The sequence below is a fragment of the Pseudomonas abietaniphila genome (assembly GCF_039697315.1).
In the GTDB taxonomy this organism is placed as follows: Bacteria; Pseudomonadota; Gammaproteobacteria; order Pseudomonadales; family Pseudomonadaceae; genus Aquipseudomonas; species Aquipseudomonas abietaniphila_B.
The window spans coordinates 3,182,076-3,204,221 of the sequence record NZ_CP155619.1; the positions used below are offsets into that span (position 1 = coordinate 3,182,076).

The following is a 22,146-nucleotide window of genomic DNA, read 5'->3' on the forward strand; positions in this document are numbered from 1 at the left end:
TGGCTTAATCCTAGGCAGCCTATTGGTCTGTTGTAAGAACCATTAATGGTCAATTTCATAGGACCAATTCGATGCCCGTCGCCACGCCCTCATTGACCTTTGATTTCGCCGGTATCGAACTGGACCGCCGCCAAGGCCTGAGCCGTCAGCTGTATCAGGCCCTTCGTGAGCGCATTCTCGACGGGCGTTTGAGCAGCGGAACGCGTCTGCCCGCCAGCCGCGATCTGGCGGTTTCGTTATCCATTTCCCGCAACAGCGTGATGCGCGCCTACGACCAGCTTTACGCCGAAGGCTTCACCGATGGCCGCATTGGCGACGGTACCTATGTTGCACAATTACCGGAAAAATCGGCGCTGGCAAAAAAACTATCCACAAAAGTGTCCACAGGGTTATCACCAGGCTTATTAACAGCTTTATCCACAAAATCGCCAAATGATGCTGGTGATTTATCCAGTAAAGTTATCCACAGCACTTCCATGGACCTGCTGGAACGGCACCATTTGAGTGCTCACAAAACCGGTTTGCCCCGCGCTTTTCGCGTAGGTATTCCGGCGTTCGATCTGTTCCCTTTTGACGTGTGGGGCAAGCTCCACGCGGCTTTCTGGCGAAAGCCGGGTTTGCATCAGTTGGGGTATGGCGACCCGGCAGGTGAATGGCGGTTGCGTGAACTGATCTCGGTGTATTTAAGAACATCTCGTGACTTGCAGTGTGCGCCTGAACAAATTGTGATCACCAGTGGCGCTCAGCAGGCGATTGCCCTTTGTGCACAGTTGCTGTTGAACGACGGCGACGGGGTCGCGATTGAGAATCCCGGGTATCGCGCAGCGGCCCACGCGTTTGCGGTCGCCGGCGCGAAATTGCACGGAATGTCGGTGGACACCGAAGGCATGCGGTGCCCGAATTCGAACGACAGCGGTTGCAAGTTGGTGTACGTGACGCCGTCGCATCAATACCCGTTGGGCGTCACCATGAGTCTGGCGCGCCGCCTGGATCTACTGGCGTGGGCTGATCGGACGCAGGGCTGGATCGTCGAGGACGATTACGATGGCGAATACCGTTACAGCGGCGCGCCTTTAGCACCGCTGGCAGCGCTGGATCGACATGGCCGCGTGCTCTACGTCGGGACCTTCGGCAAGGTCGCTTTTCCGGCGTTGCGTCTGGGGTATCTGGTGCTGCCGCGCAATCTGGTCAAGCCCTTCAGCCAGCGCCGAGCCTTGGATATGCGGCATTCGGAGATCGGCACTCAGGCGGTCATGGCCGAATTCATTGCATCGGGCCACTTTCAACGGCACATCCGGCGCATGCGTCGCGCGGCATTGAGTCGACGTGATGCGTTGCTGGCAGGCTGGCCTGAGGACCTGCGTGGTTGCAGTCCGATGCCAAAACCGTTGGCGGGCTTGCACGTGTCGGTTGCAGTCGAAAGCCACGCCCGTGAGCAGGAACTGGTGGCGAAGGCAGAAAGCGTCGGCGTTGAGGTGGCACCGTTGAGCGATTACTGGCTACCGGACTCCGACACGCCTGTGGATAACCGGGCGGGGCTGGTGCTGGGGTTTGCAGCGGTGCTGGAAGCGGATATCGCGTCGGCGCTGGAAAGGCTGCGTGATGTGTGGCTGTGAGATGCGCACCTCACCTGTAGGAGCGCGCTTGCCCGCGATTGCGTTATTTCAGTCGCCTTATCTTGTGCTGACCCACCGCGATCGCGAGCAAGCTCGCACCTACAGGGGCGTGGATCTCTCCGCACCCCAGCATTTCCGGGGTTATACTCGCGCCCATTGCAACCATTCCCTGAGATACGTCCATGAGTCTTCCTCTCTCCGCGTCGCCAGAACGCAAGTTCGGCACGCCGTTGATCGCCTTCGTTTTATTGGTAGTCGGCGCTTTGTTTCTTCAGTCCGCTGTCGGCGGCAAGCAAGTATTGCTGTTGATCGTTGGCGCTGCGCTGGGCCTGACGCTGTATCACGCGGCGTTTGGCTTCACGTCCGCCTGGCGGGTGTTCATCAATGAGCGTCGCGGCGCAGGTCTGCGCGCGCAGATGGTGATGCTGGCCATCGCTGTCGTTTTGTTCTTCCCGGCCTTGGGCGCGGGCACATTGTTCGGCACACCGGTCACCGGGCTGGTGGCACCAGCCGGCGTTTCCGTGGTCTTTGGCGCGTTCATCTTTGGCATTGGCATGCAAATGGGCGGCGGTTGTGCGTCGGGCACGCTGTTCACTGTAGGTGGTGGTAACGCGCGGATGCTGGTGACGCTGCTGTTCTTCATCATCGGTTCGGTGGCGGCGACCCATCACGCCGACTGGTGGTTCTCGCTGCCCTCGTTCCCGGCAACGTCCATCGTCAAGACCTTCGGCGTGATGCCCGCCCTGATCATGAGCCTGGCGCTGTTCGCCGTGATTGCGCTGGTCACCATCAAGCTGGAAAAGCGCCGCCATGGCGAGCTGGAAGCCGCAGTCACCAGCGAGCACGTGGGGCTGCGTCGTTTTCTGCGTGGTCCATGGCCTTTAGTGTGGGGCGCCGTTGCCCTGGCGTTGCTCAACTATGCCACGCTGGCGCTGGCTGGCCGTCCTTGGGGGATCACCTCGGCGTTCGCCCTGTGGGGCGCGAAAGTCGCCAGCAGTCTGGGCGTGGATGTCGGCAGTTGGGTGTTCTGGCAGATGCCCGCCAACGCCAAAGCGCTGGCCGCGCCGGTGTGGGAAGACATCACGACCGTCATGGACATCGGCATCATGCTGGGTGCGGCAGTGGCGGCGGGGCTTGCAGGACGCTTCTCGCCAAGCCTGAAGATTCCGACCCGTTCGCTGATAGCGGCGGTGATCGGCGGTTTGCTGCTGGGCTACGGGTCTCGCTTGGCGTATGGCTGCAACATTGGCGCTTACTTCAGCGGTATCGCGTCGGGCAGCCTGCATGGCTGGTTGTGGCTGATTGCAGCGTTTGCGGGTAACGCCGTGGGTGTGCGGATTCGCCCGTTCTTCTTTGAAGGCGAGCGTCGCCCGGTTGTATTGAGCGGCTGCTGATTAAAGTCGTTAGACGCTTCAAATGTGGGAGTGAGCTTGCTCACGAAGAGGCCGGTACAGCCGACAGATATCCATCGGCCGTACGGCGATATTCGCGGGCAAGCGCGCTCCTACAGGGCCTGATTACTGGCCGATCTGCTCCTTCGCCACCTTCGCGATGTTTTCGGCATTAAACCCGAACTTCGCCTGCAGCTTCTCGATCGGGGCGGACGCGCCGAAAGTGTTCATCACAATCTTCGCCCCCGTCTGACCGACGTAACGGTCCCAACCCACGGGGCCGGCCTGCTCCACGACCACACGTGCCTTCACATTCGGCGGGAATACGCTGTCGCGGTAAGCCTTGTCCTGATCCTCGAACAGCTCCCAGCTCGGCATCGACACCACGCGCGCCGCCACACCGTCAGCCTTCAGTTTTTCGAACGCCTCGACGGTCATGCCCACCTCGCTGCCCGTGGCGATCAGGATCACGTCCACTTTGCCTTTCACCGCATCGGCCAGCACATAGGCGCCTTTGGCGACGTTTTCGGCGCTGGCGTAAATCGAGCGGTCCAGGGTCGGCATCGGCTGTCGGGAGAGCACCAGGCAGCTGGGGCGATGGGTTTGCGCCAGCGCGACTTTCCAGGCTTCGGCGGTTTCGTTGGCATCGCCCGGACGCAACGTCAGCAAACCGGGCGTGGCACGCAGCTGCGTGAGGTGCTCGATAGGCTGGTGAGTTGGACCGTCTTCGCCGACACCGATGGAGTCGTGGGTGAAGACGAACACCACCGGCAGTTCCATGATCGAGGCCAGACGAATCGGCGGCTTCATGTAGTCGCTGAAGACCAGGAAGGTCGACGTGTATGGCCGGATGTAGGACAGCGCCAGACCGTTGGCAATCGAGCCCATGGCGTGTTCGCGGATGCCGAAATGCAAGTTGCGGCCGCCGTAACTGCCCGCTTCGAAGCTGCCGGCACCCTCAAACGTCAGATTGGTTTTGGTGGAAGGCGACAGGTCCGCCGATCCGCCAATCAGCCAGGGAATCTGCTGTGCGAAACCGTTGAGGACTTTGCCGCCCGACGCGCGTGTAGCGATCCCTTTGGCGTCGGCATCGAAACTGACCGCGGTGTTGCGCCAGCCCTCGGGCATCTCGCCCGCGCGCATGCGTTTGAGTTCGTCGGCCAGTGCCGGCTGATCTTTCTCAAAGCGGGCGAAGGTTTCTTGCCAGGCATCGTAATCGCCGCCGTTGCGGCTCAGCAGCGCATCGCGCAAGTAATGACGCGCTTCGTCGGGCACCAGGAAGCTACTGTTTTCATCCCAGCCGTACGCTTTTTTGGTCAGCTTGATTTCATCTTCGCCCAGCGGTTCGCCGTGCGCCGACGCGGTGTTGTGTTTGTTCGGCGAGCCATAACCGATCACGCTGTCGACCACGATCAGGGTCGGCGCATCGTCGGTCTGCTGGAAGGTCTGAATGGCCTTGGCCAGCGCCGCAGCGTCGTTGGCGTCCTTCACATGCAGGGTTTTCCAGCCGTAGCCTTCGAAACGCTTCTGCGGATCGTCGCTGTAGGCCAGCTCCGTGTGGCCTTCGATGCTGATGGTGTTGTTGTCGTAGATCCAGCACAGGTTCGACAGCTTGAGGTGACCGGCCAGTGAAGCCGCTTCTGCGGTCACGCCTTCCATCATGTCGCCGTCGCCGCACAGGACGTAAACGTTGTAATCGAACAGCGTGGCGCCCGGTTTGTTGAATCGCTCGCCCAGCCACCGCTCGGCCATCGCCATGCCCACGCTGTTGGCGCAGCCTTGGCCCAGCGGACCTGTCGTGGTCTCGACGCCTGTGGTCATGCGGTATTCCGGATGGCCTGGGGTCTTGGAGTCCATCTGGCGGAATTGTTTGATGTCTTCCAGGCTCACGGCCGGCTTGCCGGAAGGTGTGCCGTGCTCATCGATCTCGACCACGCCCGCCAGGTGCAGCAGCGAGTACAGGAGCATCGAAGCATGACCCACCGACAGCACGAAGCGGTCGCGGTTTGGCCAGTCAGGATGTTCCGGGTGATAGCGCAGGAAATCTTTCCACAGGGTGTAGCCGACCGGCGCCAGCGCCATGGGTGTGCCGGGATGACCCGAGTTGGCCTTCTGCACGGCATCCATCGCCAGGGTGCGAATGGTGTTGATGGTCAGTTGGTCGCGTTCGCTGTGTTCTTCGATGGAGTGAGAGGTTGAAGACGAGCCCATTACATTCTCCTCGTGACAAGTGGCTGAAGCATCCAGATAGGTGTTGAGCACGCGCGCGGCGGGTTCGTTCCATGAAATCTCTGTCACCCGACCGGGGCGAACGATTTATCGCTGAAATGTTTCAGTCGCGAACCAAGCAAGCTATCTGCATTCGAATGGCCTTGAGGTCAGCGCGTGTGGCTTGACCGATGAAATGACAGACGGGGGTGGCTTTTGCAGGAAACGATCATCAAGAAATACCGGGCCATGATCAGGACCTTCACCTACATCGGTTGGTCGTTGTTCTGGCTGTTGATCTGGGATGTGATTGTCACAGTCGATTTCATGCTCTACCTGGAGCGCAAGATCACCCTGCCGTCGATGCCGCTGACGCTGCTCGGTTCGGCATTGGTGGTGCTGACCAGCTTTCGTAACTCCAGTGCGTATAACCGCTGGTGGGAAGCGCGCACGTTATGGGGTGGCCTGGTCAACAACTCTCGCAGTTTCGCCCGACAGGTGCTGACGCTGATTGATGACGAAGGCGAGCTGAATCCGGTCAAAGGCGTGCTGCTGCGTCGGCATGTGGCCTACGTGGAATGCCTGTCGGCGCACTTGAAGGGAAGCGATTGCGGGGAAGACGTGACCGCGATGATTCCTCGGGAGGAATACGAGCGTCGTAAGCGCACCAATAACTTTCCAAACGACATCCTTAATGAGTCTGCCGCGATCATAGCGGCGGAATACAAGGCTGGCCGGCTGGACAGCATTCGTCTGGAGCGGCTGGAGGCGACGCTGGTCGAGATCTCCAACTGCCAGGGCGGCATGGAACGGATTGCCAATACGCCGCTGCCTTACCCGTACGTGACCTTTCCACGGCTGTTCATCACCTTGTTCTGCATCATCGTACCGATCGGCCTGGTGGAAACGTTGGGCTGGTTCACGCCGTTGGCGTCGACAGTCGTGGGCTTCATGCTGCTGGCCATCGAGAAGATCGGCACCGACCTGCAAAGCCCGTTCAAGGCGTCTGAACACGAGATTCAGATGAAGGCGCTGTGCGACAACATCTCGGGGAATCTGAATTCCATGCTGCGCGATGCCACTGAGAAGCAGCGTTAAGCTGCAAGCTGTCCGATCGTTCCCACGCTCCGCGTGGTAATGCCGCCTGTGACGTTCTGCGTCACCCCATGGACGCTCGGCGTCCTGGCACGATCAAACAGTCTGTAGGAGCGCGCTTGCCCGCGATGGCGTTGTCTCAGTGTCAGCTGTGTGTTTGACACGACGCATTCGCGGGCAAGCGCGCTCCTACAGGACGTTCAGGTCCCCGATTTGATCTTGGTCCACACCCGCGTCCGTGCGCGTTCGGCATCACGTGGCAGCGGCGTCAGCGTATACAGCGTTTTCATGGCGTCGGCGGTCGGGTACAGGTTCGGGTTGTTGCGGATAGCAGGGTCAACCATTTCGGTCGCGTCTTTGTTCGGGTTCGGGTACCCGACAAAGTCGCTGATCGGCGCGATCACCTGCGGTTGCAACAGGTAGTTGATGAACGTGTGGGCATCTTCCACATCCTTGGCGCCTTTCGGAATCGCCAGCATGTCGAACCAGATCGGCGCACCTTCTTTCGGCAGACGCATGTCTACCACGACACCGTTCTTGGCTTCCTTCGCGCGGTTGGCGGCTTGCGAGAAGCTGCCCGAATAACCCACGGCCACGCAGATGTCGCCGTTGGCGATGTCGGCCATGTACTTCGAGGAGTGGAAGTAGGTGATGTACGGACGGATCTTCATCAGCAAGGCTTCTGCCTTGTCGTAGTCCTTTGGATTCTTGCTGTTGGGATCCAGCCCCAGATGCTGCAAGGCCAAGGGCAGAATTTCTGAAGGGGAGTCGAGCAGCGTCACGCCGCACTGCTTCAGTTTGCTGATGTTTTCTTCCTTGAAGATCAGGTCCCAGCTGTCCACCGGCGCGTTGTCGCCCAGCGCGGCCTTGACCTTATCCGGGTTGAAGCCGATCAGGATGGTGCCGTACATGTACGGCACGGCGAACTTGTTGCCCGGATCGTTGGCTTCCAGCAGTTTCATCAGCTTGGGATCAAGGTGCGAATAGTTGGTCAGCTTGGACTTGTCCAAGGGTTGAAACACGCCCGCCTCGATCTGCTTGGCCAGAAACACGTTGGACGGCACCACGACGTCATAGCCCGAGTTACCGGTCAGCAGCTTCGCTTCCAGCGCTTCGTTGGTGTCGAAGATGTCGTAGATCAGCGGAACCTTGGTGTCCTTCTTGAAGTTCTCCAGGGTCTGCGGGGTGATGTAGTCGAACCAGTTGTAAACGCGCAGGGTTTTTGGCTCGTCGGCGTGTGCCGCGCCGAGCATGGCTACGCCGGATGTGGCCAGGAGCGTCGAGGCGATAAAGCGCTTGAGTCTGTTCATCGTTGTCTCTCTTGTTCGAAGGTAGAGGGTCAGACGCGTTCGAAACCTTCCAGCACGTTCACGGCGTTGATGCCGATTTCTTCAACGGCATAGCCACCTTCCATCACAAACAGGGTGGGCTTGCCCAGGCGCGCGATGCGCTCGCCCATGCTCAGGTAATCAGGGCTGTCGAGCTTGAATTGCGAGATAGGGTCGTCCTTGTAGGTGTCCACGCCCAGCGACACCACGATGACGTCTGCGCCGTAGCGTTCGATCTCGCCGCACGCCTGTTCCAGCGACGCGCTCCACTGTGTCCAGTCGCTGCCGGCCGCCAATGGATAATTGAAGTTAAACCCTTCACCAGCGCCTTCACCCAGCTCGTCCTCATAGCCGAGAAAGAACGGAAATTCCGCTTCCGGGTGGCCATGAATGGACGTGAACAGCACGTCGCTGCGCGTGTAGAAAATCGACTGGGTGCCGTTGCCGTGGTGGTAGTCCACGTCAAGAATCGCCACCTTCTTGTGGCCTTGGTCGAGGAAGGCCTGGGCCGCGATGGCCGCGTTGTTAAGGTAGCAATAACCGCCCATGACATCGCTGGCGGCGTGGTGTCCCGGCGGACGGCACAAGGCGAAAGCACTGCGTGCGCCGTTCTGAATCGCAGCTTGGGCGGTGAGGGCGACTTGGGCTGCGCTGTAAGCGGCCTGCCATGTGCCTGCGGTAATCGGGGCGCCTGCGTCGAAGGTGTAATAGCCCAACTGGCCGTGCAGGCTGGTCGGGATGACCGACCGCAGCGTCCGCGCGGGCCAGGTGTAAGGCAGCAGATCGCCTTCGGGGTTGGTTTCGGCCCAGCGCGCCCAGGCGCCTTTGAAGAACTCCAGAAACGCTTGGGTGTGAACGCGTTCGATCGGTGCGATGCCGAAATCCTGCGGGCCTTCTACGGCACCGATTTCGCGATCCTTGACCCGCTGCAACACGTGATCGGCCCGCGACGGCATCTCGAAGCAGGGCATCAGCTTACCGTCGATCAACTCGCAGCGGCCGTGGTGCAGATGGTGATCGTCTGAATAGATCGTCAGCATTTTCTTGTTCTCTTGGGGCTTAAGTTGTCCGACATTCTTGTGGCGGAAGGCTTTTCGGAGAACGACGGAAACGGCCAAAAGGGGATTATTACGGCCATAAAAGCTGTCCGTAAATCGCCCCTAAATGAGGCGAGACGCTCTCTTTCGAGGCGTCCTAGCCGGTACGGATTGCAATGTTCTTGGTGGGAGCGAGCTTGCTCGCGAAGATTGAAGTCTATTCACTGAAGAATTGTCGGGTGTACGAACGCTTTCGTGAGCAAGCTCACTCCACAGGTGTTGGGGTGACAGGGAGAACGGCACTCACACCCGAAACTGGCTTGGCGCCACGCCGCTCCAGCGAATGAATGCATGACGAAAGCTCGCGGTTTCGCTGAATCCCAACGCTTCAGCGATGCGATGAATCGGCAACTGCTCGTTCTGTAGCAATTGCTTGGCGCGTTCGAAGCGTAGCTCGTCCAGCAACTGTTGGTAGCTGCTGCCCGTGGCCTGAAGATGACGGCGCAAGGTGCGTTCGGAGCAGTTCATTCGTTGCGCAAGCACGCCCAGACTCGGCGTCTGGTCGAGCTGCCCAGCGAGCAAATGACGAATTCGGCCCAGCCAGGCCTGACGCCCAGTGAACTCGATGTTCTGACGACGGCAGCGCTCGCGCATGTCGCGATGGGTGACGGGGTCGGCGAGGGTGAGTGGCTGGTCGAGCCAGCGTTTGTCGAACGCAAAGGCGTTGTCTTCTGAGTTGAAGTGCAGCGGACAGGCAAAGCTCTCCCGGTAGCTGGCCTGGTAATCCGGCGCGTCATGAGCGAAGCGAGCGGCCAGCAGCGGCAGCGGCTTGCCCATCAGGTCATCGCAAATCACCTTCAGCGACGCCATGCACAGCTCGGCATTGAACACCCGCAGACCCTCGTCATCACGGTAGTCGCTGGCGCTGAACCAGATGCAGTCCCCGTCTTCGATCAGCTGTAACTCGAACAACGTGCCCAGCAGCGCCGGATACTCCAGCGCCAGCCGCAAGGCGTCACCGAAAGTGCCACTGGTGAGCAGGGCGTAACCGAGAATCCCGTAGGACGACACATGCATACGCCGTCCGAGCGGCAGGCCGATGTCCCTGCGAAGCGCAACAGCGTTGGCGCAGACCTGCATCTCCTGAAACGTCGTGATGCGGATGTCCGGCCGCTTCAGGTCCGCCTCGGTAATCCCGCTCCCGGCCAGCAACGCCTCGCTCCCCCAGCCCTCAGCCGCGAAGGTATCGAGCACCAGCGAAACGGCGTTGAGTGTGGTGAGGTGGGAATGAAGCATGAGCGTGTTCCGATTGTTTTTTGATCGGAAAGGGCAGCAAGAGGTGTGCCGTCAAACAGGCTAGATGCGAATATCGAGTCGTTCGGGTTTGTGACCGCTGCGCGGTCAATCGCGAGCAAGCTGCGCTCCCACGGCCTGCGACCAGAATCAAAGCAAGCGCGACGTATCTCCGCTTCTGCCGGAGGCGTAGGAGCGCAGCTTGCTCGCGATCGGCTGCGAAGCAGTCGTAACAGTCCAGGAATGCAATTTATGCCCGTTACGGGTATGTTTACGCAAGCGCGCATTCAAAAGGAGGTAGGTTTGACCAGTAAGATCATCGAGTCGCTCCGTGCCGATTTGTCTGATCTTCATAAGGCGGGCGTGGTAAGCAAGGTTACGATGCGCGAGTTCGAAGCAATCTGCCCGACACGGGTCCGGGAACTCAGCGCGGCAGATATCCGGAATCTCAGACTGGCATTGAATTTCAGCCAGCCGGTTTTCGCACTTCATTTGAACACTACCGCGTCGACTATTCGCAAATGGGAACAGGGCGAGAGCCGACCTGCGGGTCCGGCTCTGAAGCTTCTGAATGTGATCGCAGACAAAGGTCTGCAATCAATCATCTGAGCGTGGGGCGGGGCTAGAGCAACTCCCCACACACATCCAGCTCAACCAGCCGTCGCACTTCGTCTTGCGCCAACCCTGCGCCAAGCAGTGCGTGCAGTTTGCCGAAGGCAGCTTCGCGGGTCATGCCGCCGCCGGACAGCACGCCGACATCGCGCAGGCGGCTGCCCGCTTCGTAGACATCCAGCTCCACGCCGCCTTCATGGCATTGAGTGATGGCGACGACGCAGATGCCGTTGTCACGGGCGCGCTGAAGGCTTTCCAGAAACGCAGGGTTGTCGCTGGGGCCGGTGCCGCTGCCGAAGCACTCAAGGATCAGACCCTGGATGCCGCTGTCGATCAGACCGTCCAGTTGGGCGGCGCCGATGCCCGGAAACAGCGGCATAATGGCGACGTTGGCCAAAAGTTTCGGCTGGCGATAATCCAGTGCGGTTGGCAGCTGGGAAGCCGCTTCACCGCCTCGTGCCCGATGCAGTGCCGCGAAGGGATTGCGGCCGAAGCTGCGGATTTTCGCGCAACGGGTCGGCTGCAAAAGCTCGCCGTGGAAATACAGGTGCACGCCCGCCGACAGGCCTTTGCCCAACGCCTGCAACGCGCCATTGACGTTTTCCCAGGCATCGCTGTCCGGCACACCCGCTGGCAACATCGAGCCGGTGAACACCACGGGGGCATTCAGCCCTAATAGCTGAAAGCTCATGGCGGCTGCGCTGTAGGCGAGGGTGTCGGTGCCATGCAGGATCAGCACGGCATCGCAGCCCTTCACCTCGATGGCATCAACCACCGCCTCGCGCAGACGCTGCCAGTACTGGGGCGTCATGTTGGCGCTGTCGATCAGCGGAGACATCTCGCGAAATTGCCACTTAGGCACGACCAGTGCCGGCTGACTCACCAACTGCTCGGCCATGCGAGCTTCGAAACCCGAAGCGGGTGCCAGGCCGTTCCCGCTGGCCTGCATGCCGATGGTTCCGCCGGTGTAGAGCACCATGACTTGCGTGGCCGGTGAGTGGTTTTCGCGGTTCATGCCTGTCTCCCTAGACTGACGTTCTGATGATTAAGGGGTGTCGACCACTGGTTTGCCACTGGCCGGTGCAGGCGTCGCAGCAGGCTGTTGATGACCTTGTTTCGGCCACGCCTTAAGGTCCAGATCCAGATCAGGGAACTGACTGGAGTCGAACACTGGCGTGTCGATACCCGCCTTGCGCTGTGCATCGTAGTCATTCAACAGGCGCAAACCAATCTTGAACAGCATGGCCAAGGCGATCAGGTTGACGAATGCCAGCAGGGTCATCGTGATGTCGGCAAAGGCGAACACGGTGCCCAGATCTTCCACGGCGCCCCACAGGATCAGCGCCAGCACCAGCGCGCGGTAGCTGATCAGCGCCTTGCGGCTTTCGCCAATCAGGAAGCGCAGGCTGTTTTCACCCAGATAGTAGTTGTAGAGGATCGAGGTGAACACGAACAACGCCAGTGCCACGCTGATGAACAGCTTGCCCCAATCACCCACCACAGCCGCCAGCGAGTTTTGAGTCAGGGCGATGCCGTCTCCCTCGAAGCCTGGGGTATAGAAGCCGGAGAGCAGAATCAGCAGCGCGGTGCAGGTGCAGATCACGAAGGTGTCGAGGAACACGCTGAACGCCTGAACAACGCCTTGCGCGATCGGGTGTTGAACCTCGGCGACTGCTGCCACGTTGGGCGCGCTGCCCAGACCGGCTTCGTTGGCGAACACACCGCGTTTCACGCCCATCACGATGGCGCTGCCGATCAGGCCGCCAAAGACTTCGTCCATCCCGAACGCGCTTTTGACGATGGTCATCAGCATGTGGGGAACCTGCTCGAACTGCACGGCAATGACGTAAATCGTGACTGCGATGTACACCAGCGTCTTGATGGGCACTAGCAGGTCCGCAACCGCTGCAATGCGCTTGATACCGCCGACGAACACCAGACCCAACAGCACTGCCAGACCCACACCGGCGTACCCGGGCGACACACCGAATGCATCGTTGAGCGAGTGGGTCACGGCGTGGGATTGCAAACCGTTGAAGGCAAAACCGAAGGTCACCAGCAGCAACACCGCCATGACCATGCCCAGCCAGCGTTTACCCAGGCCATGCTGGATGTAATAGGACGGCCCGCCGCGGTATTGCCCTTCGGCATCGCAGCGTTTGTACAGCTGGCCAAGTGAGCACTCAAAGAAGCTGCTGGCCATGCCGACCAGCGCCGTCACCCACATCCAGAACACCGCACCCGGCCCGCCGAGGGTTACGGCGATGCCGACACCGGCGATGTTGCCCGCACCCACGCGTCCGGCGAGGCTGAGCATCAGCGCCTGAAACGAACTGAGCTGGCCCGAGCTGCTGCGCAGGCTGTCGCGAAATACCGCGAACATATGAAAAAAGTGACGTAACTGAACGAAACGCGAGCGAATCGTGAAATATCCACCGAGCCCGACGATGAGCACGATCAGCAGTTTTCCCGAGAGGAAGTCGTTGATGACTTCAAGCATGTGTATTCCTCGCTTTTTTAGAGGGGGCGCACTATACCGGTACGCGTTATTGGAGTCTTTATTCGGTTTCCTGCTTTCGAGTTGCGGGTGTTCCTACAAGATCGGAATAGGCGCAAACATCGGTGTGACTCACCTCAAATCGAAATAATTCCGGGCAAAAAAAAGGGCCTGAAAGGGTTAGCTTCCGGCCCTCAAAAGGGTGAGGGGTGTCTAGGCCCTCAGCCTGGTGATCGTCTTGCAGGTGAAGCGGGAGCTTCGATGATCAGGCCTTCAGCGGCACCAATCGTGGAGCAATCATGTTTTCGGGGCGCAGGATGTCGGCGAGCATCACGTCGTCGAGCAAGCCTTCCTCACGCACCAACTCCAGTACGCCACGGCCTGTCTCCAGGGCGACGCGGGCGATTCGGGTGGCGTTTTCGTAACCGATGTACGGGTTCAGCGCGGTGACCAGGCCGATCGAGTGCTCGACCAGTTCGCGGCAACGCTGTTCGTTGGCGGTGATGCCGACGATGCAGTGCTCGCGCAGCATGTCCATGGCGCGTTGCAGCAGACGAATCGAGTCGAAGATCTTGTAGGCGATCAGCGGCTCCATCACGTTCAGTTGCAGTTGGCCGCCTTCGGCCGCAATGGTCAGCGCCAGGTCGTTGCCCATGATTTCGAAGGCGCACATGTTCACGGCCTCCGGAATCACCGGGTTCACCTTGCCCGGCATGATGGAACTGCCCGGTTGACGCGCTGGCAAGTTGATCTCGTTGATGCCGGTACGCGGACCGCTGGACAGCAGGCGCAGGTCGTTGCAGATCTTCGACAGCTTGACTGCGGTGCGTTTGAGCATGCCGGAGAACAGCACAAAGGCGCCCATGTCAGAGGTGGCTTCGATCAGGTCGGCCGCCGGAACCAGAGGCTGGCCGCTGATGATCGCAAGGCGCTCAACCGCCAGATGCTGATAACCAGGGTCTGCGTTGATGCCGGTGCCGATGGCGGTTCCGCCCAGGTTCACTTCGGTCAACAGCTCAGGTGCCAGGCTGCGCAGGCGGTTGAGGTCTTCGGTCAGTGTGGTGGCGAAGGCGCGGAATTCCTGGCCGAGGGTCATCGGCACAGCGTCCTGCAATTGGGTACGGCCCATTTTCAGAACGTGGTTGAACTCCTGGCCCTTGGCCGCGAAGGCTTGAATCAGGCTGTCGAGGCTGGCGAGCAGGGCGTCGTGACCCAACAGCAGACCCAGGCGGATGGCCGTCGGGTAAGCGTCGTTGGTCGACTGTGCCATGTTCACGTCGTTGTTCGGGTGCAGGTATTTGTATTCGCCTTTCTCATGGCCCATCGCTTCAAGCGCGATGTTGGCGATGACTTCGTTGGCGTTCATGTTGGTGGACGTACCGGCGCCACCCTGGATCATGTCGACGACGAACTGCTCGTGGAAGTCGCCGCGAATCAGACGTGCGCAGGCTTCGCTGATGGCCGCGTGCTTCTCGCTGCTCAGGTGACCGAGCTGATGGTTCGCATCGGCGGCCGCTTGCTTGACCATGGCCAGGCCGACAACCAGTTTCGGGTAGTGAGCGATCGGGACGCCGGAGAGCCGGAAGTTGTGCACGGCGCGCAGCGTTTGAATGCCGTAATACGCTTCAGCGGGTACTTCGAGGACGCCAAGCAGGTCTTTTTCGATGCGAAATGATGCAGCGGAGGACATGATAGAGAAAGTCTCAAGAGAGGCACGGACTAAGCCGGAACGCCTTTAATACTAGGCCTGTGGCCGATTGCGAACCAATGCTGTTAAGCGCTAGCCTATGCACAAACGGCATAATGTTGATGTGACGTTCGGGTTGTGACGAGCGTGTGAACGACTTCGCCAATCACTCTGTAGGAGCGTGGCTTGTCTCTGGGCCGCATCCGGACGATCGGCTGCGCAGCAGTCGTGATTCCGGCGAATGCAGTGCGCCAGACAAATCGTGTTCTCGGTGATTGCTGCCGCTGCGCGCCAGATCGCGGGACAAGCCACGCTCCTACAGTTGATCGGCGGCAACCATTGATAAGTGGCGACCCACCCTGCGGGAGAGATTGATGAACCTGGAAAGCAAATGGCTGGAAGACTTCAGCGCGCTGGCCGCAACCCGCAGCTTCTCCCAGGCGGCGGAGCGTCGATTCGTCACTCAGCCGGCCTTCAGCCGACGGATTCGCAGCCTTGAAGCCGCGCTCGGTCTGACGCTGGTCAACCGCTCGCGCACGCCCATCGAGCTGACGGCGGCGGGGCAGCTGTTTCTGGTGACGGCGCGGACGGTGGTCGATCAGTTGGGCGAAGTGCTGCGCCATCTGCATCATCTTGAAAGCGGGCAGGGCGAGGTCATGCAGATTGCGGCCGCGCATTCGCTGGCCTTGAGTTTCTTCCCGCGCTGGATCGCGCAATTGCGCAACGAAGGCCTGAACATCGCCACCCGCCTGGTCGCCACCAACGTGGGTGACGCGGTGCATGCATTGCGTGAAGGCGGCTGCGACCTGATGCTCGCGTTTTATGACCCGGACGCAGCGCTGCAGATGGATGCGGAAATCTTCCCGTCGCTGCACCTGGGCATGACTGAAATGCTGCCGGTGTGCTCTGCGGACGCGCAAGGCAGTCCGTTATTCGATCTCGAAGGTGAAAACAGCGTCCCCTTGCTGGCCTACAGCGCAGGTGCCTTTCTGGGACGTTCGGTGAATCTGCTGTTGCGTCAGCGCAATCTGCGTTTCACCACCGTCTATGAGACCGCGATGGCCGACAGCCTCAAAGGCATGGCGCTGCAAGGGTTGGGCATCGCCTGGGTGCCTCGGCTCAGTGTCGCGGCCGAGCTGGAGCGAGGTGAACTGGTCGTGTGTGGGGGGCCTCAATGGCACGTGCCGCTTGAGATTCGCCTGTATCGCTGCGCGCTGGTGCGCAAGGCCAACGTGCGGTTGCTGTGGCGGAAGCTCGAAGGGGGTGCCGCACAGACTGGCGCTTGACCTTGAGGTCAGTAAATCCGGGGCTTGGCAGCGAAAACAGCGCGGCTGACAGGAGGTCGTCAGCGTTCTGTTAAACCGCACTCTTTGCGGTATACTGCGCGGCCTTTGGCCGGTTCGACTGGTCATAATTCGTACGACAAGCCACGCCGGTCTTCCCGCGTGGCTTGTTGTTTTTAGACGCGCCTGCGGGCGCCCGATGAAGAGGCACGACGATGAGCGCACTGGTTGGCGTGATCATGGGCTCCAAGTCCGATTGGTCCACCCTTAGCCACACCGCCGACATGCTGGAAAAGCTCGGCATTCCGTACGAAGTCAAAGTGGTTTCGGCCCACCGCACGCCGGACCTGCTGTTCCAGTACGCCGAAGAGGCCGAAGGCCGTGGCATCGAGGTGATCATCGCCGGTGCGGGTGGTGCTGCTCACCTGCCTGGCATGTGCGCTGCCAAGACTCACCTGCCCGTGTTGGGCGTTCCGGTGCAGTCTTCGATGTTGTCGGGTGTCGATTCGCTGTTGTCCATCGTGCAGATGCCGGCGGGCATCCCGGTCGCGACCCTGGCCATCGGCAAGGCGGGCGCGATCAACGCCGCGCTTCTCTCGGCCAGCATCCTGGGCGCCAAGCACCCGCAATTCCATGCAGTGCTGAAAAAATTCCGCACTGAGCAGACAGACAGCGTTCTGGACAATCCAGACCCACGCGAGGCCTGAGGTTTTCATGAAGATCGGCGTAATCGGTGGCGGCCAGCTGGGCCGCATGTTGGCACTGGCGGGCACTCCGCTGGGAATGAACTTCGCGTTTCTCGACCCTGCTCCGGACGCGTGCGCCGCTGCACTGGGCGAGCATCTGCGTGCCGATTACGGCGATCAGGAACATCTGCGCCAACTCGCCGATGAAGTCGATCTGGTGACGTTCGAGTTCGAAAGCGTGCCAGCTGAAACCGTCGCTTTCCTGTCGCAGTTCGTACCGGTTTATCCGAGTGCCGAAGCCTTGCGCATCGCCCGAGATCGCTGGTTCGAAAAGAGCATGTTCAAGGACCTGGGCATTCCGACGCCTGCGTTCGCCGACATCCAGTCTCAGGCAGACCTGGACGCCGCAGTCGCCAGCATCGGCCTGCCCGCCGTCCTGAAAACCCGCACGCTGGGTTACGACGGCAAAGGCCAGAAAGTCCTCCGTACTCCGGAAGACGTGGTCGATACCTACGCCGAGCTGGGCAGCGTGCCTTGCCTGCTGGAAGGCTTCGTACCGTTCACCGGCGAAGTCTCGCTGATCGCCGTGCGTGCCCGTGACGGTGAAACCCGTTTCTATCCGCTGGTGCACAACACGCACGACAGCGGCATCCTGCGCCTGTCCATCGCCAGTACCGACCACCCGTTGCAGGCATTGGCCGAAGACTACGCCGGCCGCGTGCTCAAGCAGCTGGATTACGTGGGCGTGCTGGCATTCGAATTCTTCGAAGTCGACGGTGGCCTGAAGGCCAACGAAATCGCTCCGCGTGTTCACAACTCCGGTCACTGGACCACCGAAGGCGCCGAGTGCAGCCAGTTCGAAAACCACCTGCGTGCCGTTGCTGGCCTGCCGCTGGGTTCGACAGCCAAGGTCGGTGAGAGCGCAATGCTCAACTTCATCGGTGAAGTCCCGGCGGTGGACAAGGTCATTGCCATCGATGACTGCCATCTGCACCACTACGGCAAGGCGTTCAAGGCCGGCCGCAAGGTGGGTCACGCCACCGTGCGCAGCAAGGACCGCGCAACGCTGGATCGCCAGGTGAAGTTGGTTGAGGCGTTGATCAAGAACTGATCAAGCGCCGACGCTGCTACCCGGTTGCCGCCACCTTGGATCTGGCAATTCCCTGTAGGAGTGAGCTTGCTCGCGATAGCGTTCTGTCTGTTACCGAATAGGTCGCTGACCCACTGCTATCGCGAGCAAGCTCTCTCCTACAGTCATTTTGAGCGTTCATTGCGTTGAACCATTCATCCCCCGCCCCCCTCTGATAGCGTGTTGCCAATTGCCGACTAGGCTTTGGCATATTCATTCAAACAGAGGGAAATGGCATGGGAATCATCGGAACCATCTTCATCGGCCTGATCGTCGGTCTGCTGGCTCGCTTTCTGAAGCCTGGCGACGACAGCATGGGCTGGATCATGACCATTGTCCTGGGTATCGCCGGCTCGCTGGCCGCGACCTACGGTGGTCAGGCGCTGGGCATCTATCAGGCTGGCCAGGGCGCAGGTTTCCTGGGCGCGCTGATTGGCGCGATCATCCTGCTGGTGATCTACGGCATGATCAAAAAGAAATGAAACTGAGTCTGGCCCTCTGCGCTATTGCCGCGCGGAGGGCTAGAATGCCCGGCACTTTGAACCCTATGCCGAGCACCTAAATGCGTCGTCTCCTCTTCGTTACCCTGCTGCTGGTCTGTGGACTAGCACGCGCCGCCGATCTCCCGGAAACCGACTGGCTCGAACTGATGCCCAAGTCGGACCAGAAAGCCCTCGAAGCCATGCCCGAAATCGATCACAACTCCCCGGAAGCCCAGGGAACGTTCGACAGCAAGGGTGGGTTGAAGCAGAGCAAGGGCCTGCCAGCCGTGATGTATTCGACCAAGACCGTTGCGGCCATGGACGGCAAGAATATTCGCCTCGGCGGTTACCCGGTGCCGCTGGAAACCGACGCCAAAGGGCACAGCACGCTGTTTTTCCTGGTGCCGTACCCGGGCGCCTGCATCCACGTGCCGCCGCCGCCACCCAACCAACTGGTGCTGGTGCGTTACCCGAAAGGCCTGAAGATCGACGACATCTACACGCCGTTGTGGGTCATCGGCACGTTGAAGGTCGAGAAAGTCAGCAATGACCTGGCTGACGCGGCTTATGCGCTGGATGCATCGAAGGTGCGGGTGGTGGTCGAAGCGGACTTGTAAGGCTCAGGCGCGCACGCTCGATAAAACCCAAATCTGTGGGAGTGAGCAAGCTCACTCCCACAGAAGTGTGCGGGGTCAATGGCTGATCAGGCGTCGACCAACGGCTCAGCCCAGATACTCACGCTCATCACGTGCATGTCATTCGGCTTGATGGTCACGATGTCGGTCATGACGTTTGCGGTCTCGACGCACACCATGTTCTGCCAGCCATCGGCTTCCATGTCGTTGAAGGTCTTGGTCTTCTCGATCCATGGATTCCACACCACCGCTGAGTTCGAACCGATGGTCTGGATCTGGATCTTGCGCTTCCACTCAGGGTCAATCACCGAAATCAGGTCGGGCGTATCCTGATAGATACGGTCCGTCTCGCCGCTGAACGTGATGTCCCCGGACTGCACGTTCGGCTGCTCCCAGCTTTCCAGGGTGTTCAGGTAGCTCACGCCGTCGAGGCCTTCGATGCGAACCTGCTTGATATCGCTGACCGCGAAATAACTGTGCAGCGCCTGGCTCAGCGTGACGTCTTCCGGCCCCGCATTGAAGCTCACCAGGCTGACATTCAACGCTGCATCCAGACGGATCTGCAGCTTCAGGCCCACGGTGTGCGGCCAGCCCGGCAGATGCCCTTCGGCTTTGGGTTGAATGAACTCGACGATCAATGCATCGCCATCTTCGCCCATGCCCATCAACTCCCAGTCGATGGCGCGGACCTCGCCGTGGGCGTTGGCCGGTTCGCTGCTTTGACGCATGGCCTGCACGCTTTGCGGGTTGCGCTGAAAGTTGCCGAACCACGGCCAGCAGATCGGCATACCGCCACGAATCGCCTTGCCGTGCTTGAACACCGCGCCTGGGTTGGACCAGATCAAAGGCTGATCGCCGTCGATTTGATAGCTGATGATGTGCGCGCCCTGTTGGGCAACCACCAGTTCGGCCTGACCGTGGCGAATACGCCAGCAATTGAGCTCACCGAGCTGGATGGATTCGACTTCTGGCGTAGGCATAGGGGTACTCACTCAAAGGACAGTGACTGATTCAGACTGTGCCAAGCTTGATGAGTTTAGTGCGCCCTGCCAAGTGCGAAGAGCGCAGTGCCAGGCGGTTTCAGCGCCGCGCCGGAACCGAACGGGTGCGGCCACTGCCGTCGATCGCGACGAACACGAATACAGCTTCAGTCACCTTGCGCCATTCGCTGGACAGCGGATCATCGCTCCAGACCTCGACCATCATCTGAATCGAGCTGCGGCCGATTTCCAGGGTCTGCGTATAAAAGGACAGCTGCGCGCCCACGGCGACTGGGACCAGAAACGCCATACGGTCGATGGCTACGGTGGCCACGCGACCGCCTGCTACTTTACTGGCCATGGCAGTGCCTGCCAGGTCCATCTGTGCGACCAGCCAGCCACCGAAAATATCGCCGAAGCCATTGGTTTCGCGGGGGAGGGCGGTTATTTGCAGAGCAAGGTCGCCCTGCGGTATCGGATCTTCCTGTTCAAGTTCGTTCATTGCCTGGGGCCTCTGACCCATGACTCTCTAAGTCTTCATCACGTTTTAATTAGGGAAACTCTGCGAAAACGACTTGGGCAAATGGTTTCGCACAAATTCCCTGGAAAGACCGGTTGAGTCGCGGCCAGCGAGTATATCGGGCCATGGTTGAAGCTTCGACCGTTCGGTTCTGATTTTGACCGGTTGTTGTTTCGGTCTATGTGCATTTGGAAACAATTTGCTATCGTGCCGGACCGATTTGGCGCACTACGCCGTTATTGGCACGCAATTTTGATGCCCGATCACCTCTTCGAGTCGATAAATCGCGTGCACAGCCGTTATCCCCGGCTGCATTGCCACTGATTTTTCGTCCCAAGAGAGCCTCAAAAGAGAAGCCACTGCCATGACCTCTGTGTCCACCAATGCCGCGCAGCCGTCGCGTCCACTGACCCGCAACGATTACAAAACCCTGTCGCTGTCTGCCCTCGGCGGTGCGCTGGAATTTTACGACTTCATCATTTTTGTGTTCTTCGCGGCGGTGGTCGGCAAGCTGTTCTTCCCCGTAGACATGCCGGAATGGCTGCGTTTGATGCAAACGTTTGGCATTTTCGCCGCCGGTTATCTGGCTCGGCCTTTGGGCGGCATCGTCATGGCGCACTTTGGCGACCTGCTGGGTCGCAAGAAAATGTTCACCCTGAGCATTTTCCTCATGGCCGTGCCGACCTTGATCATGGGCCTGCTGCCGACCTATGCGCAGATTGGTATCTGGGCGCCGCTTCTGTTGCTGCTGATGCGCGTCATTCAGGGTGCCGCGATTGGTGGCGAAGTGCCGGGTGCGTGGGTATTCGTTTCCGAGCACGTTCCCGCACGTAACGTCGGTTACGCCTGCGGTACCCTCACCTCGGGTCTCACTGCAGGCATTTTGCTCGGTTCGCTGGTGGCGACCTGGATCAACAGCCTCTACACCCCGGCTGAGGTGTCGGACTACGCCTGGCGTATCCCTTTCCTGCTGGGCGGTGTGTTTGGTCTGATGTCGGTCTACCTGCGTCGCTGGTTGCACGAGACGCCGGTCTTCGCTGAACTTCAACTGCGCAAAGCGCTGGCGGAAGAGGTCCCGCTCAAGGCTGTGCTGCGTGACCACCGCGGCGCCGTCGTGCTGTCGATGGCGCTGACCTGGCTGCTGTCGGCCGGTGTCGTCGTCATCATCCTGATGACCCCGACCTTGCTGCAAACCACCTACGGCTTCGCCCCGGCTGTCACTCTGAAGGCCAACAGCTTGGCGATCGTCCTGCTGAGTGTGGGCTGCATCGGCGCGGGTGCGCTGGCAGACCGTTTTGGCGCGGGTTTGGTGTTCTTGCTTGGCTCGCTGGGATTGTTGGTCAGTTCGTGGGTCTTCTACCACACCGTTGGGGCTCATCCTGACTGGCTGTACCCGCTGTACGCCATCACCGGTTTGTTCGTGGGCACCATCGGCGCCGTGCCATTCGTGATGGTAAAAGCCTTCCCGCCCGTCGTGCGCTTCTCGGGCCTGTCGTTTTCCTACAACCTGGCCTACGCCATCTTTGGCGGCCTGACGCCGATGGTCGTCACGCTGATGCTCAAGGCCAACCCGATGGGGCCGGCCTGGTACGTGGCGGGGCTTTGCGTGCTGGGAATGGTGATTGGGGTGTATCTGCTGATGAAGAAGTCATCTTTGCGCTGATGTG

Annotated in this window: 19 protein-coding genes; 10 read left to right on the top strand and 9 right to left on the bottom strand. The window is 60.1% G+C overall.

Translation table 11 applies throughout. The features are described from left to right. The first annotated feature begins 71 nt into the window (after positions 1 to 71). Together ABDX87_RS14155 and ABDX87_RS14160 are read left to right on the top strand one after the other, a co-directional pair. Positions 72 to 1,616: a PLP-dependent aminotransferase family protein gene (locus ABDX87_RS14155; protein WP_346833385.1), complete on the top strand. Its 1,545-nt coding sequence runs from the start codon at positions 72 to 74 to the stop codon at positions 1,614 to 1,616. Between the two features lie 182 nt (positions 1,617 to 1,798). Beyond that, positions 1,799 to 3,010: a YeeE/YedE family protein gene (locus ABDX87_RS14160; RefSeq protein ID WP_346833386.1), complete on the top strand. Its 1,212-nt coding sequence runs from the start codon at positions 1,799 to 1,801 to the stop codon at positions 3,008 to 3,010. Between the two features lie 123 nt (positions 3,011 to 3,133). On the opposite strand, the gene tkt is transcribed toward ABDX87_RS14160, so the two are convergent. Then, a complete protein-coding gene (tkt, locus tag ABDX87_RS14165; protein WP_346833387.1) occupies positions 3,134 to 5,218 on the bottom strand; it encodes a transketolase in 2,085 nt (694 codons plus the stop codon). A gap of 213 nt (positions 5,219 to 5,431) precedes the next feature. Between tkt and ABDX87_RS14170 the strand changes: the two genes are divergently transcribed. Continuing rightward, positions 5,432 to 6,313: a bestrophin family protein gene (locus ABDX87_RS14170; RefSeq protein ID WP_346833388.1), complete on the top strand. Its 882-nt coding sequence runs from the start codon at positions 5,432 to 5,434 to the stop codon at positions 6,311 to 6,313. Positions 6,314 to 6,510: 197 nt separating this feature from the next. Here ABDX87_RS14170 and ABDX87_RS14175 read toward each other — a convergent pair whose 3' ends face one another. From ABDX87_RS14175 to ABDX87_RS14185, 3 genes are all read right to left on the bottom strand, one after another. After that, positions 6,511 to 7,620: a polyamine ABC transporter substrate-binding protein gene (locus tag ABDX87_RS14175; RefSeq protein WP_346833389.1), complete on the bottom strand. Its 1,110-nt coding sequence runs from the start codon at positions 7,618 to 7,620 to the stop codon at positions 6,511 to 6,513. Between the two features lie 29 nt (positions 7,621 to 7,649). Further along, positions 7,650 to 8,678, bottom strand: coding sequence for a histone deacetylase family protein (locus tag ABDX87_RS14180; protein WP_346833390.1), 1,029 nt, complete (start codon positions 8,676 to 8,678; stop codon positions 7,650 to 7,652). Between the two features lie 300 nt (positions 8,679 to 8,978). Next, on the bottom strand, positions 8,979 to 9,971 hold the full coding sequence (locus ABDX87_RS14185; protein ID WP_346833391.1) for an AraC family transcriptional regulator: 993 nt from the start codon (positions 9,969 to 9,971) through the stop codon (positions 8,979 to 8,981). A gap of 300 nt (positions 9,972 to 10,271) precedes the next feature. On the opposite strand from ABDX87_RS14185, the gene ABDX87_RS14190 reads away from it, so the two are divergent. Beyond that, complete coding sequence (locus ABDX87_RS14190; protein WP_431061236.1) at positions 10,272 to 10,577, top strand: helix-turn-helix domain-containing protein; 306 nt, start codon at positions 10,272 to 10,274, stop codon at positions 10,575 to 10,577. A 13-nt stretch (positions 10,578 to 10,590) separates the two neighbouring features. On the opposite strand, the gene ABDX87_RS14195 is transcribed toward ABDX87_RS14190, so the two are convergent. The 3 genes from ABDX87_RS14195 to ABDX87_RS14205 form a co-directional block, all read right to left on the bottom strand. Continuing rightward, positions 10,591 to 11,595, bottom strand: coding sequence for an asparaginase (locus ABDX87_RS14195; RefSeq protein ID WP_346833392.1), 1,005 nt, complete (start codon positions 11,593 to 11,595; stop codon positions 10,591 to 10,593). Positions 11,596 to 11,625: 30 nt separating this feature from the next. Beyond that, a complete protein-coding gene (locus ABDX87_RS14200) occupies positions 11,626 to 13,080 on the bottom strand; it encodes an alanine/glycine:cation symporter family protein (protein ID WP_346833393.1) in 1,455 nt (484 codons plus the stop codon). Between the two features lie 262 nt (positions 13,081 to 13,342). Further along, positions 13,343 to 14,767 carry an aspartate ammonia-lyase gene (locus tag ABDX87_RS14205; RefSeq protein WP_346833394.1) on the bottom strand — a complete coding sequence of 475 codons (1,425 nt, stop codon included), beginning with the start codon at positions 14,765 to 14,767 and terminating at the stop codon, positions 13,343 to 13,345. A 371-nt stretch (positions 14,768 to 15,138) separates the two neighbouring features. On the opposite strand from ABDX87_RS14205, the gene ABDX87_RS14210 reads away from it, so the two are divergent. From ABDX87_RS14210 to ABDX87_RS14230, 5 genes are all read left to right on the top strand, one after another. Then, positions 15,139 to 16,050 (top strand): LysR substrate-binding domain-containing protein, encoded by a 912-nt coding sequence (locus ABDX87_RS14210; RefSeq protein WP_346833395.1) that lies wholly within the window; start codon positions 15,139 to 15,141, stop codon positions 16,048 to 16,050. A 212-nt stretch (positions 16,051 to 16,262) separates the two neighbouring features. Then, positions 16,263 to 16,754: a 5-(carboxyamino)imidazole ribonucleotide mutase gene (purE, locus tag ABDX87_RS14215; protein WP_074754780.1), complete on the top strand. Its 492-nt coding sequence runs from the start codon at positions 16,263 to 16,265 to the stop codon at positions 16,752 to 16,754. A gap of 7 nt (positions 16,755 to 16,761) precedes the next feature. Next, a complete protein-coding gene (locus ABDX87_RS14220; protein ID WP_346833396.1) occupies positions 16,762 to 17,844 on the top strand; it encodes a 5-(carboxyamino)imidazole ribonucleotide synthase in 1,083 nt (360 codons plus the stop codon). Between the two features lie 254 nt (positions 17,845 to 18,098). Further along, entirely contained in the window at positions 18,099 to 18,344 is a 246-nt protein-coding gene (locus tag ABDX87_RS14225; protein ID WP_346833397.1) for a GlsB/YeaQ/YmgE family stress response membrane protein, read from the top strand. A gap of 80 nt (positions 18,345 to 18,424) precedes the next feature. Further along, a complete protein-coding gene (locus tag ABDX87_RS14230) occupies positions 18,425 to 18,961 on the top strand; it encodes a DUF3299 domain-containing protein (RefSeq protein WP_074754775.1) in 537 nt (178 codons plus the stop codon). An 86-nt stretch (positions 18,962 to 19,047) separates the two neighbouring features. Here the strand turns inward: ABDX87_RS14230 and ABDX87_RS14235 are convergent, their stop codons facing one another. Continuing rightward, positions 19,048 to 19,959: a D-hexose-6-phosphate mutarotase gene (locus ABDX87_RS14235; RefSeq protein WP_346833398.1), complete on the bottom strand. Its 912-nt coding sequence runs from the start codon at positions 19,957 to 19,959 to the stop codon at positions 19,048 to 19,050. Between the two features lie 100 nt (positions 19,960 to 20,059). Further along, positions 20,060 to 20,461 carry an acyl-CoA thioesterase gene (locus ABDX87_RS14240; protein WP_062379844.1) on the bottom strand — a complete coding sequence of 134 codons (402 nt, stop codon included), beginning with the start codon at positions 20,459 to 20,461 and terminating at the stop codon, positions 20,060 to 20,062. Positions 20,462 to 20,843: 382 nt separating this feature from the next. On the opposite strand from ABDX87_RS14240, the gene ABDX87_RS14245 reads away from it, so the two are divergent. Next, positions 20,844 to 22,142 (top strand): MFS transporter, encoded by a 1,299-nt coding sequence (locus tag ABDX87_RS14245; protein WP_346833399.1) that lies wholly within the window; start codon positions 20,844 to 20,846, stop codon positions 22,140 to 22,142. Positions 22,143 to 22,146 lie beyond the last annotated feature (4 nt).